16 protein-coding genes are annotated in these 15,145 nt (G+C 65.8%); 6 read left to right on the top strand and 10 right to left on the bottom strand.

Annotated features, from left to right (window positions below; genetic code table 11):
- Window positions 1-31: 31 nt before the first annotated feature.
- The 3 genes from POL67_RS45525 (at window position 32) to POL67_RS45515 (ending at window position 2,487) form a co-directional block, all read left to right on the top strand.
- A complete protein-coding gene (locus tag POL67_RS45525; protein WP_271927702.1) occupies window positions 32-457 on the top strand; it encodes a site-specific integrase in 426 nt (141 codons plus the stop codon).
- Window positions 458-831: 374 nt separating this feature from the next.
- Entirely contained in the window at window positions 832-1,611 is a 780-nt protein-coding gene (locus POL67_RS45520; RefSeq protein WP_271927700.1) for a hypothetical protein, read from the top strand.
- 66 nt (window positions 1,612-1,677) lie between these two features.
- A complete protein-coding gene (locus POL67_RS45515; RefSeq protein WP_271927699.1) occupies window positions 1,678-2,487 on the top strand; it encodes a hypothetical protein in 810 nt (269 codons plus the stop codon).
- 268 nt (window positions 2,488-2,755) lie between these two features.
- Here POL67_RS45515 and POL67_RS45510 read toward each other — a convergent pair whose 3' ends face one another.
- From POL67_RS45510 to POL67_RS45480, 7 genes are all read right to left on the bottom strand, one after another.
- The gene (locus POL67_RS45510; protein WP_271927698.1) at window positions 2,756-3,130 is read right to left on the bottom strand and encodes a hypothetical protein; all 375 of its coding nucleotides are present in this window, start codon (window positions 3,128-3,130) and stop codon (window positions 2,756-2,758) included.
- A 463-nt stretch (window positions 3,131-3,593) separates the two neighbouring features.
- Window positions 3,594-4,004, bottom strand: a complete 411-nt coding sequence (locus POL67_RS45505; RefSeq protein ID WP_271927697.1) for a hypothetical protein — start codon at window positions 4,002-4,004, stop codon at window positions 3,594-3,596.
- Between the two features lie 254 nt (window positions 4,005-4,258).
- Window positions 4,259-5,299: a hypothetical protein gene (locus tag POL67_RS45500; RefSeq protein ID WP_271927696.1), complete on the bottom strand. Its 1,041-nt coding sequence runs from the start codon at window positions 5,297-5,299 to the stop codon at window positions 4,259-4,261.
- Between the two features lie 120 nt (window positions 5,300-5,419).
- On the bottom strand, window positions 5,420-5,563 hold the full coding sequence (locus POL67_RS45495; protein WP_271927694.1) for a hypothetical protein: 144 nt from the start codon (window positions 5,561-5,563) through the stop codon (window positions 5,420-5,422).
- A gap of 422 nt (window positions 5,564-5,985) precedes the next feature.
- A complete protein-coding gene (locus tag POL67_RS45490; protein WP_271927692.1) occupies window positions 5,986-6,930 on the bottom strand; it encodes a hypothetical protein in 945 nt (314 codons plus the stop codon).
- 148 nt (window positions 6,931-7,078) lie between these two features.
- Entirely contained in the window at window positions 7,079-7,375 is a 297-nt protein-coding gene (locus POL67_RS45485; RefSeq protein ID WP_271927690.1) for a helix-turn-helix transcriptional regulator, read from the bottom strand.
- A 136-nt stretch (window positions 7,376-7,511) separates the two neighbouring features.
- Window positions 7,512-8,480, bottom strand: coding sequence for a sigma-70 family RNA polymerase sigma factor (locus tag POL67_RS45480; protein WP_271927688.1), 969 nt, complete (start codon window positions 8,478-8,480; stop codon window positions 7,512-7,514).
- A gap of 146 nt (window positions 8,481-8,626) precedes the next feature.
- Between POL67_RS45480 and POL67_RS45475 the strand changes: the two genes are divergently transcribed.
- Window positions 8,627-9,625: a hypothetical protein gene (locus POL67_RS45475; RefSeq protein ID WP_271927687.1), complete on the top strand. Its 999-nt coding sequence runs from the start codon at window positions 8,627-8,629 to the stop codon at window positions 9,623-9,625.
- Here the strand turns inward: POL67_RS45475 and POL67_RS45470 are convergent.
- The gene (locus POL67_RS45470; RefSeq protein ID WP_271927685.1) at window positions 9,622-10,917 is read right to left on the bottom strand and encodes a hypothetical protein; all 1,296 of its coding nucleotides are present in this window, start codon (window positions 10,915-10,917) and stop codon (window positions 9,622-9,624) included. The two genes, POL67_RS45475 and POL67_RS45470, sit on opposite strands and share 4 nt — an antisense overlap.
- A gap of 234 nt (window positions 10,918-11,151) precedes the next feature.
- Between POL67_RS45470 and POL67_RS45465 the strand changes: the two genes are divergently transcribed.
- Entirely contained in the window at window positions 11,152-11,625 is a 474-nt protein-coding gene (locus POL67_RS45465) for a GNAT family N-acetyltransferase (RefSeq protein WP_271927683.1), read from the top strand.
- A 28-nt stretch (window positions 11,626-11,653) separates the two neighbouring features.
- Here POL67_RS45465 and POL67_RS45460 read toward each other — a convergent pair whose 3' ends face one another.
- Together POL67_RS45460 and POL67_RS45455 are read right to left on the bottom strand one after the other, a co-directional pair.
- A complete protein-coding gene (locus tag POL67_RS45460; RefSeq protein ID WP_271927682.1) occupies window positions 11,654-13,114 on the bottom strand; it encodes a rhomboid family intramembrane serine protease in 1,461 nt (486 codons plus the stop codon).
- 67 nt (window positions 13,115-13,181) lie between these two features.
- Window positions 13,182-13,346, bottom strand: coding sequence for a hypothetical protein (locus POL67_RS45455; RefSeq protein WP_271927681.1), 165 nt, complete (start codon window positions 13,344-13,346; stop codon window positions 13,182-13,184).
- Window positions 13,347-13,757: 411 nt separating this feature from the next.
- Between POL67_RS45455 and POL67_RS45450 the strand changes: the two genes are divergently transcribed.
- Complete coding sequence (locus POL67_RS45450) at window positions 13,758-14,765, top strand: MBL fold metallo-hydrolase (RefSeq protein ID WP_271927679.1); 1,008 nt, start codon at window positions 13,758-13,760, stop codon at window positions 14,763-14,765.
- The last annotated feature ends 380 nt before the right edge of the window (window positions 14,766-15,145 follow it).

Genomic DNA, 15,145 nt, shown 5'->3' with positions numbered 1-15,145 from the left:
GATCCTCGCCGCCGCGCGCGACACGCACCGCTTGAGCTTCGCCCTTATGGCCTACGCCGGCCTCCGCCCCAATAAAGTCCGCGCGCTTCGTCGTCGCGACATGCTCCTCCGCTGGGACGACGATCGCCCCGTGGGTGGCTTCCTTTCGGTCCGCGAAGGTCGCTCCCACGGCGAGCTTCACACGCCGAAGACCGGCCAACGCGAGATTCCCATCGCCCCCGAGCCCGCGCGGCTCCTCGTGCCGATCGACCGCGGCTCACGCGACGGTCATCTCGCGCTGAACGAGCGAAGCAGGCCGTGGGGGCAGCACGGCCTCACGCAAGCCTTCGAACGCGTGCGCGACCGCGCCGGGCTCGGCGGCTGGTCGATCTACGCGCTCCGGCACTACGCCATCACTTCCTGGCTCCGCGCCGGCAAGCGAAATCTGATTGTGTACCGCTCGGCGCAACCAGGTTGACCAGGAACCACCTCGAATCGACCCGTCTTGGAGACGGTTCCAGGTCAACCTGCTTCCGGCTCCCGCGGCTCCCGCGGCTCCCGCCGATCCGGTCACCATTATGGGACGCTCGGTTCCCGGGCGCATCGTGAGCCACCTGGCTTGTTTTCCCTTGTCGCCCGGCCGATCAACGTGCGATTCGGGACTGCATGCGAGCAATGACGAGACGCCGCTCGGCAATGCTGGGCTTGCTGGTGTTGGGCTTTGGTGGGGCAGGGATGACGGGGGCGTGCGGGTCGCCTCTCGATCCGGGGCCTGACGATTCGTGCCTTACTCCATCCGACACCCCGACCGACACGTCGAGCGAATGCGCGGAGCCGATGCCCGATGCGTGCATGCGTTACCGCATCCCGCTCGTGGGAAACCCGAAGGAGGACGTTGCGCTGCGGAGCAAGTACATCGCCGCGTTCGGCAGCGCTTGTTACATGTCCGAGGCCGGCACGTTCGACTGCTTCTACCAAACGTGGGAAGCCGCGTGTGCCGATGCCGTGAAGATCGGCGAGGTGTCGGGAAATGCGCCGTACGACAAGGGCTACACGTGCCAGCCCGTCGGCAACGGTGACTACACCCTACAGGTCGGTCCGGATCCCGCGATCAAGATCCCGATCAAGTACGAGGACGCGCTGCTCCAGTCGTCGCTCATCGAAGTCAAAAGTGTTCCGACGGAGGTGAGCGGTCCGTACCGGAACTTGGTCGAGGTCACGACCATCAAACCGGACAAAGACTTCTACTGCTCCAGCGGCCAGGTCGGCGACGACGGCAAGTCCCTCGACCAGAGGGAGTGGATCCTCCAGGTCAACCGCAAGGCGCACAAGGGCGAGATTCGCTCCGATCTCGCGGGCTTCGAGTATCCTTGTGTGAAAAACTGCCAGAAAACGACATGCATCGAGCCGCTCGTCCTCAAAGATCCGAAAGGCACGCCTGAAAACGACCCAGATCGCGCGCAGGTGCACCACGTGGTGCCCAGGAGGGACTTGCGCAGTTGCCCGTGGGGCACGAACGCGTACAAGAACGCGGCCGTCATCTCGCGGAGGCTCAACCGCTTCCTATATTACAACGTCCCGCCGGAAAAAGAGGTGGTGCAGATCAACAAGGTTCCGCCGTACACGCCGTGACGCGGCCGGTGTACGCAGGCGGCGAGCCCGTTGACGCCGGGATCGACGGGGTTTAGGCGAAACACCATGATCGAACGGGTCACCCGTCACTTCGGACGCCTCGTCTTCGACCGAGACGTCATCGTACGCGCCGCGCTGCGCGCGTACATCGAAACCCACCTCGAGCGGATCGGGCGCTTTGCCTTCCCAGCCTGCGACGGCGCGATGTGGGAGGGCGGCCTCAAGAGGGGCGCCATCTACAACGACGACGGCTGTGGCGACTACGAGGTCGTGGCGTGGACCGAGGCAGGCGTCGTCGGCCTCGCGTGCGAGCTTGGGGCCGGGCCAATCGAGCAGCTCGGCCTCTCGCTCGACGCCGTGACCGGCGGCCCGGACGACGTGCGTGGGGCCGTGCCGGGGCTCCCCGCCGAGCTCGAGCTCGCCTTCGTGATGGCCGTCGGCATGCTCTACGTGGGGGAAGAGCATGGGGAGAGGCAGGCGGGCGTGGGCTTCTGGCTCCACGGCGATCGCGTCGGTGGCACGCTCTTCGCCGTCCACGATCCGACACGGGCCCGCGGCGCCCGCCGGCTGGCCGCGTGGGGCTTGCTCCACAAGGGGCGGCTCTTGCCGCTGTCGTGTGAGTCGTATCGTCCACGCCCCGGGGGGATCGTGACGTACCACGACCGCCCGCAAGACGCCCCCGCCCACGCGATCATGGACGCGGTGGTCGACCGCGCGCTGAAAGGCCCCACGGAGTTCACGCCCGCCGAGCTCGAAACGCTCCTTCTCCCCGCGCCCGACCCGGAGCGCGTGCTTGCCGCTCAGCGCAGGCTTCAAAAGGTGGGCATCACCTGGCCCGGCTCGCCCGAGATCCCCGAGACGTGTCTCCCCAAATGAAGGCGCAAGCTCCGGCCTTCGCCCCCGAGATCGCGCGACGGTCACCTCGCGCTGCCCGAGCGAGGCAGGACCGTGGGGGCAGTACGGCCTCACGCAAGCCTTCGAGCGCATGCGCGACCGCGCCGGGCTCGAGGGCTGGTCGATCTACGCGCTTCGGCACGACGCCATCACTTCTCGGCTCCGCGTCGGGAAAGAGGATTTGGAGGAGGGCGGGGAGGGAAGATGGCGGAGCGAGGCAGGTGCAAGAACGGAGCGCTTCGTCCGCGGTTCAATGCGGCGGTTCGATTTCTTTAAAACACGCCTCACCGATCCACTCGTGCTCTTCGCCTGGAGCACGCTCGATGAATCGAATGCCCGCCTCTTCACCGCAGCGCTCGCATGCCCCGGGGAGGACGCCCGCGAAATTCCAACGGGCCCTGTCCGGAGCTTTGAAGATCGTCCACAGCGCGGCTTTGGTCCAGCGTCGCGAGCGGTCTCGAATTGCCCACGTCAGTTTGGCGTTGGCAAACGCCTTTGCCTCCTCGAGGATCCTGGTCTCTTCGAGGTTCCACCGCGCCTTGTCGGATACTCGCACGGGGAACCCATTTTGGATCTCGACGGCCCCCCCAGAGGGCAAGTCGTGCCATCCATCTTTGAATGTCATCGTCGGTTCACTCACCCGATATCCAGTGTACAGAGGAGGCGTTGGGCTCGCTGAGGGGGGATGTCGACGGAGACGTACATGCGCATGGCGCTGTCCAGGAGATCGATGTGGGGAGGCTTGACCGGGTTTGTTGGCGGGTCAAGGGTGCGCGGTGCGCGAGGGTCGCAGAGGGGGCGAGAGCTGCGTGCCGCATCCACGTGTTCGCCCGTGTGGTCATCTGTCGATGTCCTGCGGCGGTGTCAGTTCAATCCGTCCACCGCGCGCGATATGACGGAGTCCCGACCAGACAGCGCGCTCCTGATCCACGGCGGCGCGCGTCCCGCTCTCGCCCTCAAGCATCCAGTGGCCCTCACTATCCTCGAAGAGCGTGAGCTCCGGGTTCGTCGGATCGGGCAGGGGCAAAAGGCCATCCACCGCGCGGTGTATCTCGCCCCCCTCCGCCCCTCCGGGGGCCCGGAAGAGCTCACTCCTTCGGCCCGCAGGACTGCATCTCCACGGGGTTCGTGCACCTGAGCTCCAGCGAGCGCCGCACCTCCTGCGCATTGTCTTTGTCGCACAGCCATGCGAGAGCCTTGTCCACCGGCCCCTTGCTCTTCGCTTGTGCCTTGCAGGCCGCGCGCAGATCCTCGAGCGAATCGCAGCGGTCGCTCCCCCACACCGGATCTGCGTCGCCGCAGCCCGAAGGGCAGCTATCATAAGAGAACCATCGCACCTCGTAGCGTCCGTCCACGAATCTCCCCACCGTCGCCTGACGCATGATCGAGTCGATCCTCGGTCCACCCCATACGAGCCGGAACGGCTTGTGCGCCGCGTGGGCCTTGAGCGCGCAGGCGCGGGCGCGCTCGTACGCCTCCTCTTGGGGCCTCTCGGGCATGTCCCCGCAGTCCTCTGCCACCTCTGCCCCGACGAACTCGTCAATCGCTCGGGTGAGATCGCATTCGCCGCGCCGCGACCGCCACGGCGCGGCAGGTGTGATGGACGCGGCTGGCGACGGGGATGGTGATGGAAGGGTGGCAGACGCGGTCACGAGCGGTCGCATCGGCGGGGCTTCCGGGGGTGACGTTGGCTCTGCCGAGCAGCCGAGCAGCCCGAACGCGAGAATCCGAGCTCGATTGGTTTGCAGTCCGATCATAGCCCGAGCGCGTCTCGACAGAGGCTTCGAATGCCGGTTTCCCACTCCCACCACGCGGCCCCGAGCACGAGCCGGGTCGGCGTCAGCGCCACCGCGCGCGGCGAGTTGTCGATCGGGCTGTGATATACGACCGACGACTTGCCGTCTGGATAGGACGCGCCGAAGATGGCATACTCCCCGTCTTTCGAGGAGGATAAGACCCAGCTGACGCCGTCCGTGATGACGCGCTCGAAGGGGCCTTCGTAGAGCTGCTGCGCCATCGTGCCGTCGAGCGAAGCGCGGAAAAAACCGCGCGGCGGCGTGGCGATGTCGACGTTGAAGAAGAGCGCGCCATCGCGCTCGAAAGGGTGCGAGATGTGCCCGACGACGTCCGAGATCGTGGTCGCGCCAGCGCCGTCGATGTCGAACGCGAAGAACGTGGTCCCCGACGGTACGAGGAGGCCGGCCGTGCCGCGGAAAATACCTCGCAGATAGCCGTAGTTTTTGTCGGTCACGCCCAGAGACAGCGTCGTGCCGTCTGGCCGTCGACGAAACACTTCGTGCTTGGCTTCGTAGGGGAGGAAATTGGTCCAGTAGAGCCCCGTCTCGTCGACGAAGATATTGTCGATCCTGCCTGAAGCGATATGCTCGGGCACCCCGCCTGCTTTCGGGATCCGCCAAAGACCGGGCCAGCCGTCCTTTTCGCCCATGAACGTAAAGTAGAGCCAGTCTGCGTCGAGCGCGAGCGAAATGGTGGGGTTGAGTGCCTGCACGGGGATCTGCGCGAGCAGCGTCGTCGCGCCGGTGTCCGCATCCGCCGACATCACGCGCCCTTCGGTCGCGACGTAGTAGATGCGCTCGCCTTCGGCGATGAGGGATGGGACGGCGGTCGCCATCGCGTCAATGGTGAGGGTGCACGACGGCGCGCCGCCCGACGAACTCGCGCTGCCGGCAGCGCTGTCGTCAGCGCCGTTGCCATCCGAGGGCAGGGCCGTGCGCGCGCCGCATGCCGTAGTCACGGTCAACAACAAGAGGCCAGCGACGTCGCGTGAATCCATGCGTTCGCATATCGCGATCTGGCGGTCACGTCGAGCCAGAGCCCAGCCTTGACCGCCCAACGGCTGGGGCTTCACCCGCGCGCGGAACGTGCGTCGGGTGCAAGCCCTTGTTCGGCCGTCTCATGCCCCGAGACGGCTCCGTCCTGGCTTGCCTTCGAGGACCGCGGCCACGTAGCCACGCGGATACCCGAGCGCTTGCGCCACGGCATGCTGGGTCTTCGCCGGCGCGTACGCGCCGAGCGCGCTGCGCACGCGTTCCTGCATGTCGTTCGAGAGGACAGCGGGAACGCTGGCCGGGTCTTGATCTGCCCAGCTTCCGAGGGCAAACGGGGGGGGCAACAGTGGGGCAACGGGTTCCGAGGGTTCGGCGGGGCAGCGCGGTAGGAAGCGCTAACCCCGCGGAATCATCGCCACCCCCGGCAGAAATCGGACCTGCGACCTTCGGTTTCGGAAACGGCTCAGGTAGCTTCTAGCAGCACCCTCGAACTACACGGAGATCAGCCGCAAACAGCGGTGATCCAAGCCATTCTGCGAGATCGAGGGCGCGAGCTGAAGGCGACCGCAAGGAGACGTTCCGAGAACCTCCGGTGCGTGGGTTGGGGCAAAGGGCAACGCTGGCGAGCGGACTTGGCAGGGGGGTTGAAGTGACGTGGTTTCAGCGTTGACGGTCGGATTTCACGATCGGTTCACTTCGCGCAAGCCCACGTGGCCGTCTTGTTGTTCTTGACGCTCAGCGACCAGTCCCCGCTGGTGGTGGAGGGAGCCGTCATCACGGCGCCGTCGTTCCAGTCGTTCTGGTTGAGCGCGCCCGTGATCCCGGTGAGCGCGCAGCCCTTGATGCCCGTGCCCGAGGTGATGGCGACGGTGTTCGTTGCTGAGGCTGCGGCGAATACAGAGCCCGAGGTGAACACCGTTCCTAGCGGGAAGTCCACGCACGTGCCGAAAACCCGCGCGTGCGAGCCATCGTAGGGGTCAGAAGGGAGATTGGCCTCGACGTACCATCCCGTTGTCGGGTGGGTTGCGTCCGTCGTTGTCTTCTTGACCACGCGCGCGAACCTGCTGCTGCTGCTCCACGCGCCAGAAATGCCCCAGAGGCCGGAGAGGTAGCATTGCCGCAGGTTGTTCGGGTCGAGGTCGGCAATCTTGACGGGGGGGCTGACGCTGCCGTCATCGCTCGTCCACGAGGCGTCGTCGCGAACGTTGCTGGGGAAGCAAGTGGCTTGGGCATTGACAGGATTGTTATCCCAGACCCTCTGGTTGTTCTGATCCGTGTAGGCACCACCGTGCGCATACAGAAAAGTCCCGGTCGCCGGATACTTGGCACCCACCCAGGCCATCGATTCCACGTCGTTGGACCATTGTCCGCCGCGATTGAGGTTCCCTGCGACACCGGCGAGGACGCAGGTCTGGGGAGACGCCGAGGAGATGTCAATCCCGTCGTAGTCCGTCGTGGTCCCCCACGCCCAGAAGCCCCATCCGGACAGCGCAGCCGAGGCTTCGGCGATCGATTCCTCTGCCAACTCATCCTCCTCAGGGACGGCGACACAGCCCAGGGAAAGCGCACCCAGAAGCCACGCTGAAGTCATGCGGGTGAGGTGACGGAACATCGGAACAGTCATAGAGATCTTCATTCGTTTTTTTCTCGCTTGCTTCACACGCATTCGTCGGCGCGTGACCTCTGGGGTAGAGCCACGTTCGCTCGCGTTGTGACCGTCGAAATCCTGCTGGGACAAAAAAGGGCGTCGCTGCCCTCGGCCACACCGTGGAGCGCTCGCCACGTCATCCAGCGCGCTCTTGGACATGGCTCCTCGGTCCGCTTTCTTGACCGCTCCACACCAGATCCTCCAGTCCGCCAGGAAACACGTCCTTGACCCGCAAGCCGAGGCCCACGGCAATCTTCACGCAGGTCGCGATCGTCATGTTGACGCGCCCATTCTCGATACTGGACAAGGCGCCTTTCGTAACTCCGCTCGCGTCAGCGAGGTCGGTCAGCGACATCTGCCGATCGAGGCGCAAATTCCGGATGCGCGCGCCGAGGGTGATGAGAAGCGGATGGGTCGTTGGTCGACGTGGCATGGCCGGTCCTCCGAGCTGGTGCTCGTCGACCTTGGGCGACTACGGTGCAGCCTGCGAGCACCTGTGCGCGAGCAAGGAGCGGCCACACCGAAGTCGCCCAAGGCCGACGAGTCGTGTTTCGCGAAACTGAAAAGCGCTACTTCGTCGCCTCGGCGTCCCGAAGCGCGTTCGCGATGATCCAGGGCGCCGGCGAGCGGTCCTCGTAGCGACCCCCCGGCGGAGGTCGTGGACTTGTGACCTTCGGGGCCTCTGCCGGGATGGGGGGCTTGGGTCTCGACTTGACGAGGCCAGCATGCCGCGCGAGATCGTCCGCGATTCGGCCTTCCACGCAATGCGCGCGAGCAGCGAATGCACGCTCTTCGCCTGCGCACGACCCGAGGTGCGGCGTGCCTGTGAAGATTGCGGCTGCCGTGCCAAGGCTTCCGATGAAACGGGCAGGGGTGCGGTGGAGAGACCCGACCAGCCGTGTCCAGAACGAGCCCACCTGCGCGCGCGCCTCGCGGGCGACCAGGCCAAACAGGGCCAGCGGAATGGCACCGATCCGGCGCCGACGGCGACGTTTCGGCCGCGCCGCAGGCTCGTTCACCACAATGCGCGCCCGATGGGTGACGTTATCCATCCGCTCCCGCATCGTCGCCCACGCCACACCGCGCTCCGCGGCGAGTTCTTTGATCGTCGTCCCCTCGTAAAAATGCTCATGGAGCAGGGAGCCATCGTCATGGCTCAGACGCTCGAATACCCTGGACGCGTCGACCTTCGCCTCGTAGTTCTCGACGTGCGCGCCACTGGCATCGATTGCGCGCACGATCTCCTCCGTAGGCGTCGCGACTTCCCGCGAGCGGGATGCGTCCTTGCGGTTCGTCAGGGCCGCGTATTTCGCGACCGCGTTCAGCCATGCGCCGAACGCTTCTTCGTCGTATGGATCGGGTCGCTCTGCTTTGGGCTTGCGACAGGCGACCAGGAATGCATGATGGACGATATCCATCCCATGCGCCGAATCGACTCCGACCGAACGAACCACCGCGGCCATAGCATCCAGATACCGGAGCGTGGCCTCTCTGGAGATCCCGAGTTCGTTCGAGCAGTCGTCGATGACGCGTGTCATGCCCCAGACCTCTCGGTCGAGGCTCGGCACATGGCGCCGCCTCTGCTCGTGCTCACGGGTCCCATGAAGACAAAGGGCAGAAGTCGCCCTCCATCACGGGAACAATCGACCGACCCCTCCACATTTCTCGTCGAAGGGGCTGCGGAGTGAGAACGCACACTCTCCGGGTCGCGGTCGGCACCTTCGCGCTGGGCTTGACCTTGGCATCCTCGGCCGTCGCGGCGGACGAGATGCCGCACCACCGCGTCGAGCTCACAGCGGATCGAACCCTGCCCGGTTGCGCGGATGCGTTCGAGTTCAAGGCCCTCCTGACGAACTGGGTGCCCGTGAGCACGATCGATCCGACAGCGACGCGCGCGCTCGTTGTGCGGATCCGGCGACTCCCCGATGGCGGGAAGTCGGTCGATACGACGATCACGGATGAGAACGGCGTCGCCGTATCCACAGATCACCGCGACTACTCACCCCGGACCGACTGTTTCAAGGTGCTTTATTGGACGGCATTTGATGCGGCGACGCGGATACGAGCTGCGGCGCCGAAGAAGGAGACGCAGGCGCCAACACCACCGCCAGTCCCTCCGCCACCTCCCAAGGCGGCACCATGCCCACAATGCCCGGCGTGCCCACCGTCCCCGGCCACGGCAACGCCGGCTCCAAAGAAGCGAGGTTTCGTGGCGCTCGGAGGGGTCGTGTCTTCCGGTCTCATGCCGGATTGGGCACCCGGGCTCCGGGTTGCCGGCGGCGTGCAGCTCCCGCAGCTCTCGCTTGAAGTCGACGCGCGGTGGATGCCGCTCTGGAAGACGCGCCCTGCGAGCTCAACCAAGGTCGAGGCGCACACGTTCACAATGACGGGTGCGGGATGCCTGAAGCGCGCGCCGTTCGTCGGTTGCTTGTTCGTCATGGGCGGGGCCGTTGGAGCGACGGCCCTGAACAGGTTGTATGTCGGCCATGGCGTGCAAGGCCTGTTTGGTGTTGGGGCGCGCAGCGCAGTTGAGCTCCCATTCGCGGAACACTTCGCGGTGCGCCTGGATGTCGAGGTCGCGATCCCGCTTTTCGGTACGGGTCTCGACACGATCGCTCCTTCCCTATGGGAGACGCTGCGCCCCTTCACGACTGGCGGTGGGTCGCTCGTGTACGCGTTCTAAGTCACGGGAGCGGAGCAGCAAACCGTGACGGGCTCGAGCAGAACGAGCTCTCCTTCTGCGTTCCCCCCGCTCGGCGTGCACGCGCCCTTTGTGTACTCCAGGATTGCGGCCGATTTGCTGGAGAGCTGCGTCCCCGGCATGAGGTCCTTGCAGGGAGCGGTCATGCCGGTCGAGACGTCGGCGGCCTCCTTCTCGATGGTGCAGGCCGCGTCGCTGAAGATCCGAAACTTCACGCTGCAAGTGCCGCCGCTCGGCTCGCTGCACTCGCATTCGGCGCAGCTACGTTTGTCCTCCACGTACCCGTAGAGGAGCGTCTTCTCGCCCCAGCCCTCCGGACACGCATAATCCCCCTCACGGTACAAACAAGAGGAGAAGCTGGGGGGCTTCGGGACACAGACCTTCCCCTCCGCCTCGATGCAGTTCGGCAGGGCGCTTTCGCTCGTACAGACTCGTCCGAGCGTGATCTCCGGTCCGCCATTCCGGGCCTTGGGAACCTTGGGCTCTGGATCCCCGATGTGGTGCGCTTGGCACGGCAGTTCCTCGATCACCGGGGGTGAGATCGTGATCGAGCGGACGCACGGAACACCGCCGCAGAGTTTGTCACCGAGGATCGACTTGTCACCGTTGCAGGTCCCATCCCAGTTTGTCGGCGGATCGAAGTTTGTCTTGACACCGCCACCCGGATCTGCGCAGGCCGCCGAGTTGACGCTCCACGTCTCTGGGAGCTTGCACGTCCCCTCGGGCGCATCGCACTTGCACGTGCCGCACGAGGGCGGGGGCGGCGCGGTCCACCCCTCGAATGCGAGGATCGGCGTGTTCTCCGGGCACGAGGGGGCCTCGATGTCCCATCCCTGCCAGAAGCTCATCGGCCCTTTCCAGCTCGCGGGTCCCGGGGTCACGCACGTTCCGCCCGTGCAGAGCGAGGACATCGAGCCGTCGCTGCCCGCGTCCGTGCCGCCATCGAGTGAGTGGCAGTAGTCCGGGACCTGGACGTATATCTTGCCGCCAGGGCACCACTCGGGGCTGGGGCACTCGCAGCACTCGTAGGGGATGCCTTCGGGACAATCAGGTCGGCAGTAGTCGGGGACGGTCACATCCTTCGGAAACCCGGCCGGGCACGCTTCGGGGGAGGGGCAAATGCAACACTCCCGCGGGATGAGGAGGTTGCCGTCGTCGTCGATGGGACAGTCGGCACCAACCGTTATACTGCCGATGATGCAGGCCGGGACGGCGAGCGCGGCAAGGCCAGCGCTGACTGCGAGCACGAGCGCTGTACGTGCGAGTCGAACCATGGCGCGAGGGTACGCCATCCGAGCGTGGCGCGGCAAGCTCTACAGCGCGGATACCGTGTCGTTGACGATGCGCGGGCAAACCCCGCGGGGGAAGGGACAAACGTGGTCTACGGGGTGCCAGGGAACGGCATCGAACTTTCGGGCTCGGCGGGACATTGACGCGCACGCGGCTCCCGTGCGACCGTCTCGACCTGCAAGCGAGGGCAGCGGTCAAGGCCAGCACGAGAGGGAGTGATGAAGCTGCGTGACTATCGACCGGAGGATCGGGCGGCGTGCCTCGCCGCGTTTGACAGCAACACCCCGCGGTTCTTTTCGGTCGAGGAGCGCGAGCGATTCGGGCGCTTCCTCGACGATTTGCCGGGCCGTTATGCCGTGATCTGCGACGACGACGGCACCGTCGTCGGGTGCGGGGGGCTCGCGCCCACGAGGCAAGACCCACGCGTGGCGACGTTGACGTGGGGCCTCGTTCATTCGTCGTTGCACGGGAAGGGTTATGGGAAGGCGCTCACCGAGGGCCGGCTCGCCTGGCTCGCGGACATGCCCGAGATCGAGCTCGTGCGCATTGACACGAGCCACTTGACCGAGGACTTTTATGCGCGGCGCGGGTTCCGGCTCCTGCGACGAATCGAAGATTTCTATCAGCCCGGGCTCGATCGATGTGACATGGAGCTCGTGGTGCGTGATCGGTCGACCGAGCTCCCCCGCTAGATGCGCATCAAAGAAGAGGGCGCGCGGCTCACGAAGGAACGCGCCCGGACTTTGCGGGCTCGCGTTGGTCGAGCGCTTCGAGCTCGACGAGGGCCGCGTCGTCGAGCTCCTTCGTCGAGAAAGGCGACTCGCGCGCCGCGGTGAAGAGCGCGCGCGCCTCCTCGATCGCCCCGAGGCGCGCGGCGATTTTTGCGTGCGCGAGGATCGCCTTCACGGCCAAGAGGGTCTCTGCGTTATTCCGGTGCACCGCCTCGTACGCGTCCGTCGCGTCGCGCGGAAAATCGGCGCCATCGAGCGTCTGTCCCATCTGCATGAGCGTCACGGCTGGCAGCTCGAAGAGCCGCTTCTCGGTGCGCACCTCGCGGAAGAGCGCGATCGCGCCATCGGCCTCGCCCGCGCGGACGTAGAGCTGCATGAGTCGAGCGTAGGCCGCCATCTCGCGCGCGCTCTGGCCGAGCATTTTCGTGGCCCGCAGGATCTCGAGTTGCACGTCGATACTCGAAGGCATCTCTGCGTGGAGCTCGTCGAGGAGCGCGAGCGCCTCGGCGGCGCGGCCTTGCGTGGTGAGGTCCGAGGCCTCGACGATGCGTGGATCTTGCATTGTCGTCACGCTCTGTTCGACGGCGGCGTCGAGCTTCTTCTCGACGCCGCTCAAGCGCAGGGCCCCAGCGACGACGACGCCGAACACGAAGCCTCCTACGTGCGCCGCGTAGGCGACGCCGTTGCGCGGCGCGAGCATCAAGTAGGTGATCTGCAAGGCGAGCCAGAGCGGGAGCATGACGAACGCAGGCGCCGTGAAGAAAATGGGGCGCAGGCGGACGAAGGTGACGAAGCCGATGCGCGTCTTGGCGAACGTGACGAGAAACGCGCCCATGGCGCCGGCGATGGCGCCCGAAGCGCCGATGAGGGGGACGTTCGGCGAGCCTCCCAAAAGTTTGTGCGCGAGCGCGGCGACGATGCCGGCCGCGACGTAAAACGGGCCGTAGACGGCGCGGCCCCATCGGTCCTCCATGTTGCAGCCGCAGAGCCAGAGGAACCAGAGGTTGAACAAGAGGTGCAGCCAGCCGCCGTGGAGAAACGGATGTGTCACGAGCCCGAGCACGTCCCCGCGCGCGGGCACGTAGCCGAAGCGGCGCGTGGGGAATGCGTCGATCGTTTTCTGCACGGAGAGGCCGAGCTCATCGAAGTGCTGCTGCTGCCGCGCCAACGCTTCCTCGTCGTCCGGTGCCTTCTCGGGGCGCGGTTTTTCGGCGAGGAGCGGGAGCTGCCTGTAGCCGACGATTTCGTCGAGCGGCGGGCGCGTTTTCAAATACGGGTGCGCTGCGTGGTAGGTGAGGGCTTGCGAGACGAGCGCGTTGAGGTCCCGCGTCTGCGAGCGCTCCGTGGCGGCCACGAAGGAATGGATCACGAAGCAGATCGCGATGATGACGAGGGTGACGACGGGCCACCTCCGCGCCTCCATGTTTTCGTGGGTGATGGGGAGGATCATCGTGGAAGCCGTGTGCCTCGTGACCGGAGGGGAGGGCAAACAAACCGGGATTTCTCCTCCCCGGCGCCTAGCAAGTCGTCTCGGCGAGGACAGGGACGACCTCCCACACGACACGCTCGACGACGTCGCGTGAGAGCGCCCGCCCTCGGGAGCCTTCGTGGTGCCTGTCCGCCGCCTCGGGCGAAGGGTTTGGCAGGAGCTTGAACACGCCCGGGTGATCCGGATCGTCCACGCGCGCCGTACGTGTCTCCAGCAGGCGATGCAGGTAGCCCTCGGCTCCGCCGGGCGGGGTTCCGCCGGACCCGAGTCGACGAAGGCGCGGATCCGAAGGCCCCCGCGACCGCGCCGCGCCCGAACTCAGGACGAGGGCGGCGTGCTCGAGACGCGGCTCCAGATGCTTCTCTCGAGCCGCTGACGAGCAGGATCAACACGTCGCGCAGGTATGCCCTGGGCTCATGCCGTCGGCCGCACCCGAGGACGGGCACGGTTGGCCGCCGCATGGGGAGCATGCTACGCGCCGAGGAGGTAGAAATTTTAGTTTATTCGTCGTAAGCGCTCCAGGCATCGACCGCGCAAGTACAAACCAATCGCCGCATTCGCACCGTCGAGTCGATGGTTGGAGCCCCTTCACTGGAGATACGTCATGGGTATTCGCAAGATTTTTTTGATTTTGATGGCGGCCGGCGTCATGGGCTCGGCCACGCTCGGGCTCGTTGGATGCGGCGGCTCACATGTCGCCGAACCGAAGGGTGCAGCGCGCGGACGGCTGAAGTCGCAAGCGCCCGCCTTCTACCGCATGCAACTGGGCGACTATGAGCTCACGGCGCTGTCCGACGGCACCGTTTCACTGCCTCTGGATCAGATGATGTCCAACATCACCCCCGCCGAGGTGCGTGGCTTGCTCACGGCGGGGTTCGAAGCCTATCCGACCGAAATTTCGATCAATGCGCTCCTGGTCAATACGGGCAGCAAGCTGTTGCTCATCGATGCTGGCGCGGGAACGCTCTTCGGCACCAGCGGCGGCCGGCTGCTCAACAACCTCAAAGCCGCCGGCTACGACCCGGATGAAATCGATGCGGTTCTGCTGACGCACCTGCATGGTGACCACTCCGGCGGCCTGACGGTCGATGGCAAACGCGTCTTTCCCAACGCCGTCGTCTACGTGGACAAGGCCGACCGCGACTACCGCTTCGATCCTCAGGCCGAGGCGGCCGCTCCCGCCAACCAGAAAGACATGTTCCCGCAGTCGCGGGCTGCCCTGATGCCGTACGAGGCTGCGGGAAAGGTGGCCCTGTTCCAGGGGGGCGGCGAGCTGTTTCCGGGCGTCAAGACCATTCCCGCGCACGGCCACACACCCGGGCATACCCTTTTTCAAATCGAGAGCAAGGGAGAAAAGATCGTGTTCTTTGGCGACCTGGTGCATGCGGCCGCCGTGCAGCTGCCCCAACCGCAAGCGACGATCAACTTCGACGCGAATGAAAGCGCTGCCGCTGCGGACCGATGGGGGATGTTCAAGAAATTCGCAGACGACCGCACGCTGGTGGCCGCTGCGCACATCTCGTTCCCTGGCTTGGGTTATGTCCGATCCGACAAGGCAGGAGGCTTCCAGTGGATCCCTCGCTACTACAGTCTTCAGGGCCTGACCCGCTGATGACCGTCTGCGCGTATCCGTTCGGCCTTCCGCATCATGGCGTGCATCGAGGCTGCCGCGTAAGGTTCGGCCGCAATGCCGCAGCATGACGAGTTCGTCGTGGATGACGCGTCCTGACAGGGCGGCCACGGTCCGGGCCCGACGCTTCGGGCGGCGTGGGGCGTGCGTTGGGATGACGCGTGCGCTCCGGCTTGATGGGTACCGCGTCCGGTCCTCCCTGCACGACCTGAAGCGATGCGCGTATCGGTTCGGGTCCTCCCCGCACGACCGGAAGCGATGCGCGTATCGGTTCGGGTCCTCCCTGCACGACCGGAAGCGATGTGCGCATCGGTTCGGGTCCTCCCTGCACGACCTGAAGCGATACGCGTATCGGTTCGGGT

It is taken from the genome of Polyangium mundeleinium (assembly GCF_028369105.1).
Lineage (GTDB): Bacteria > Myxococcota_A > Polyangia > Polyangiales > Polyangiaceae > Polyangium > Polyangium mundeleinium.
Note: the sequence above shows the minus strand (reverse complement) of the source record. Positions and strands in the feature narration are given on the sequence as shown.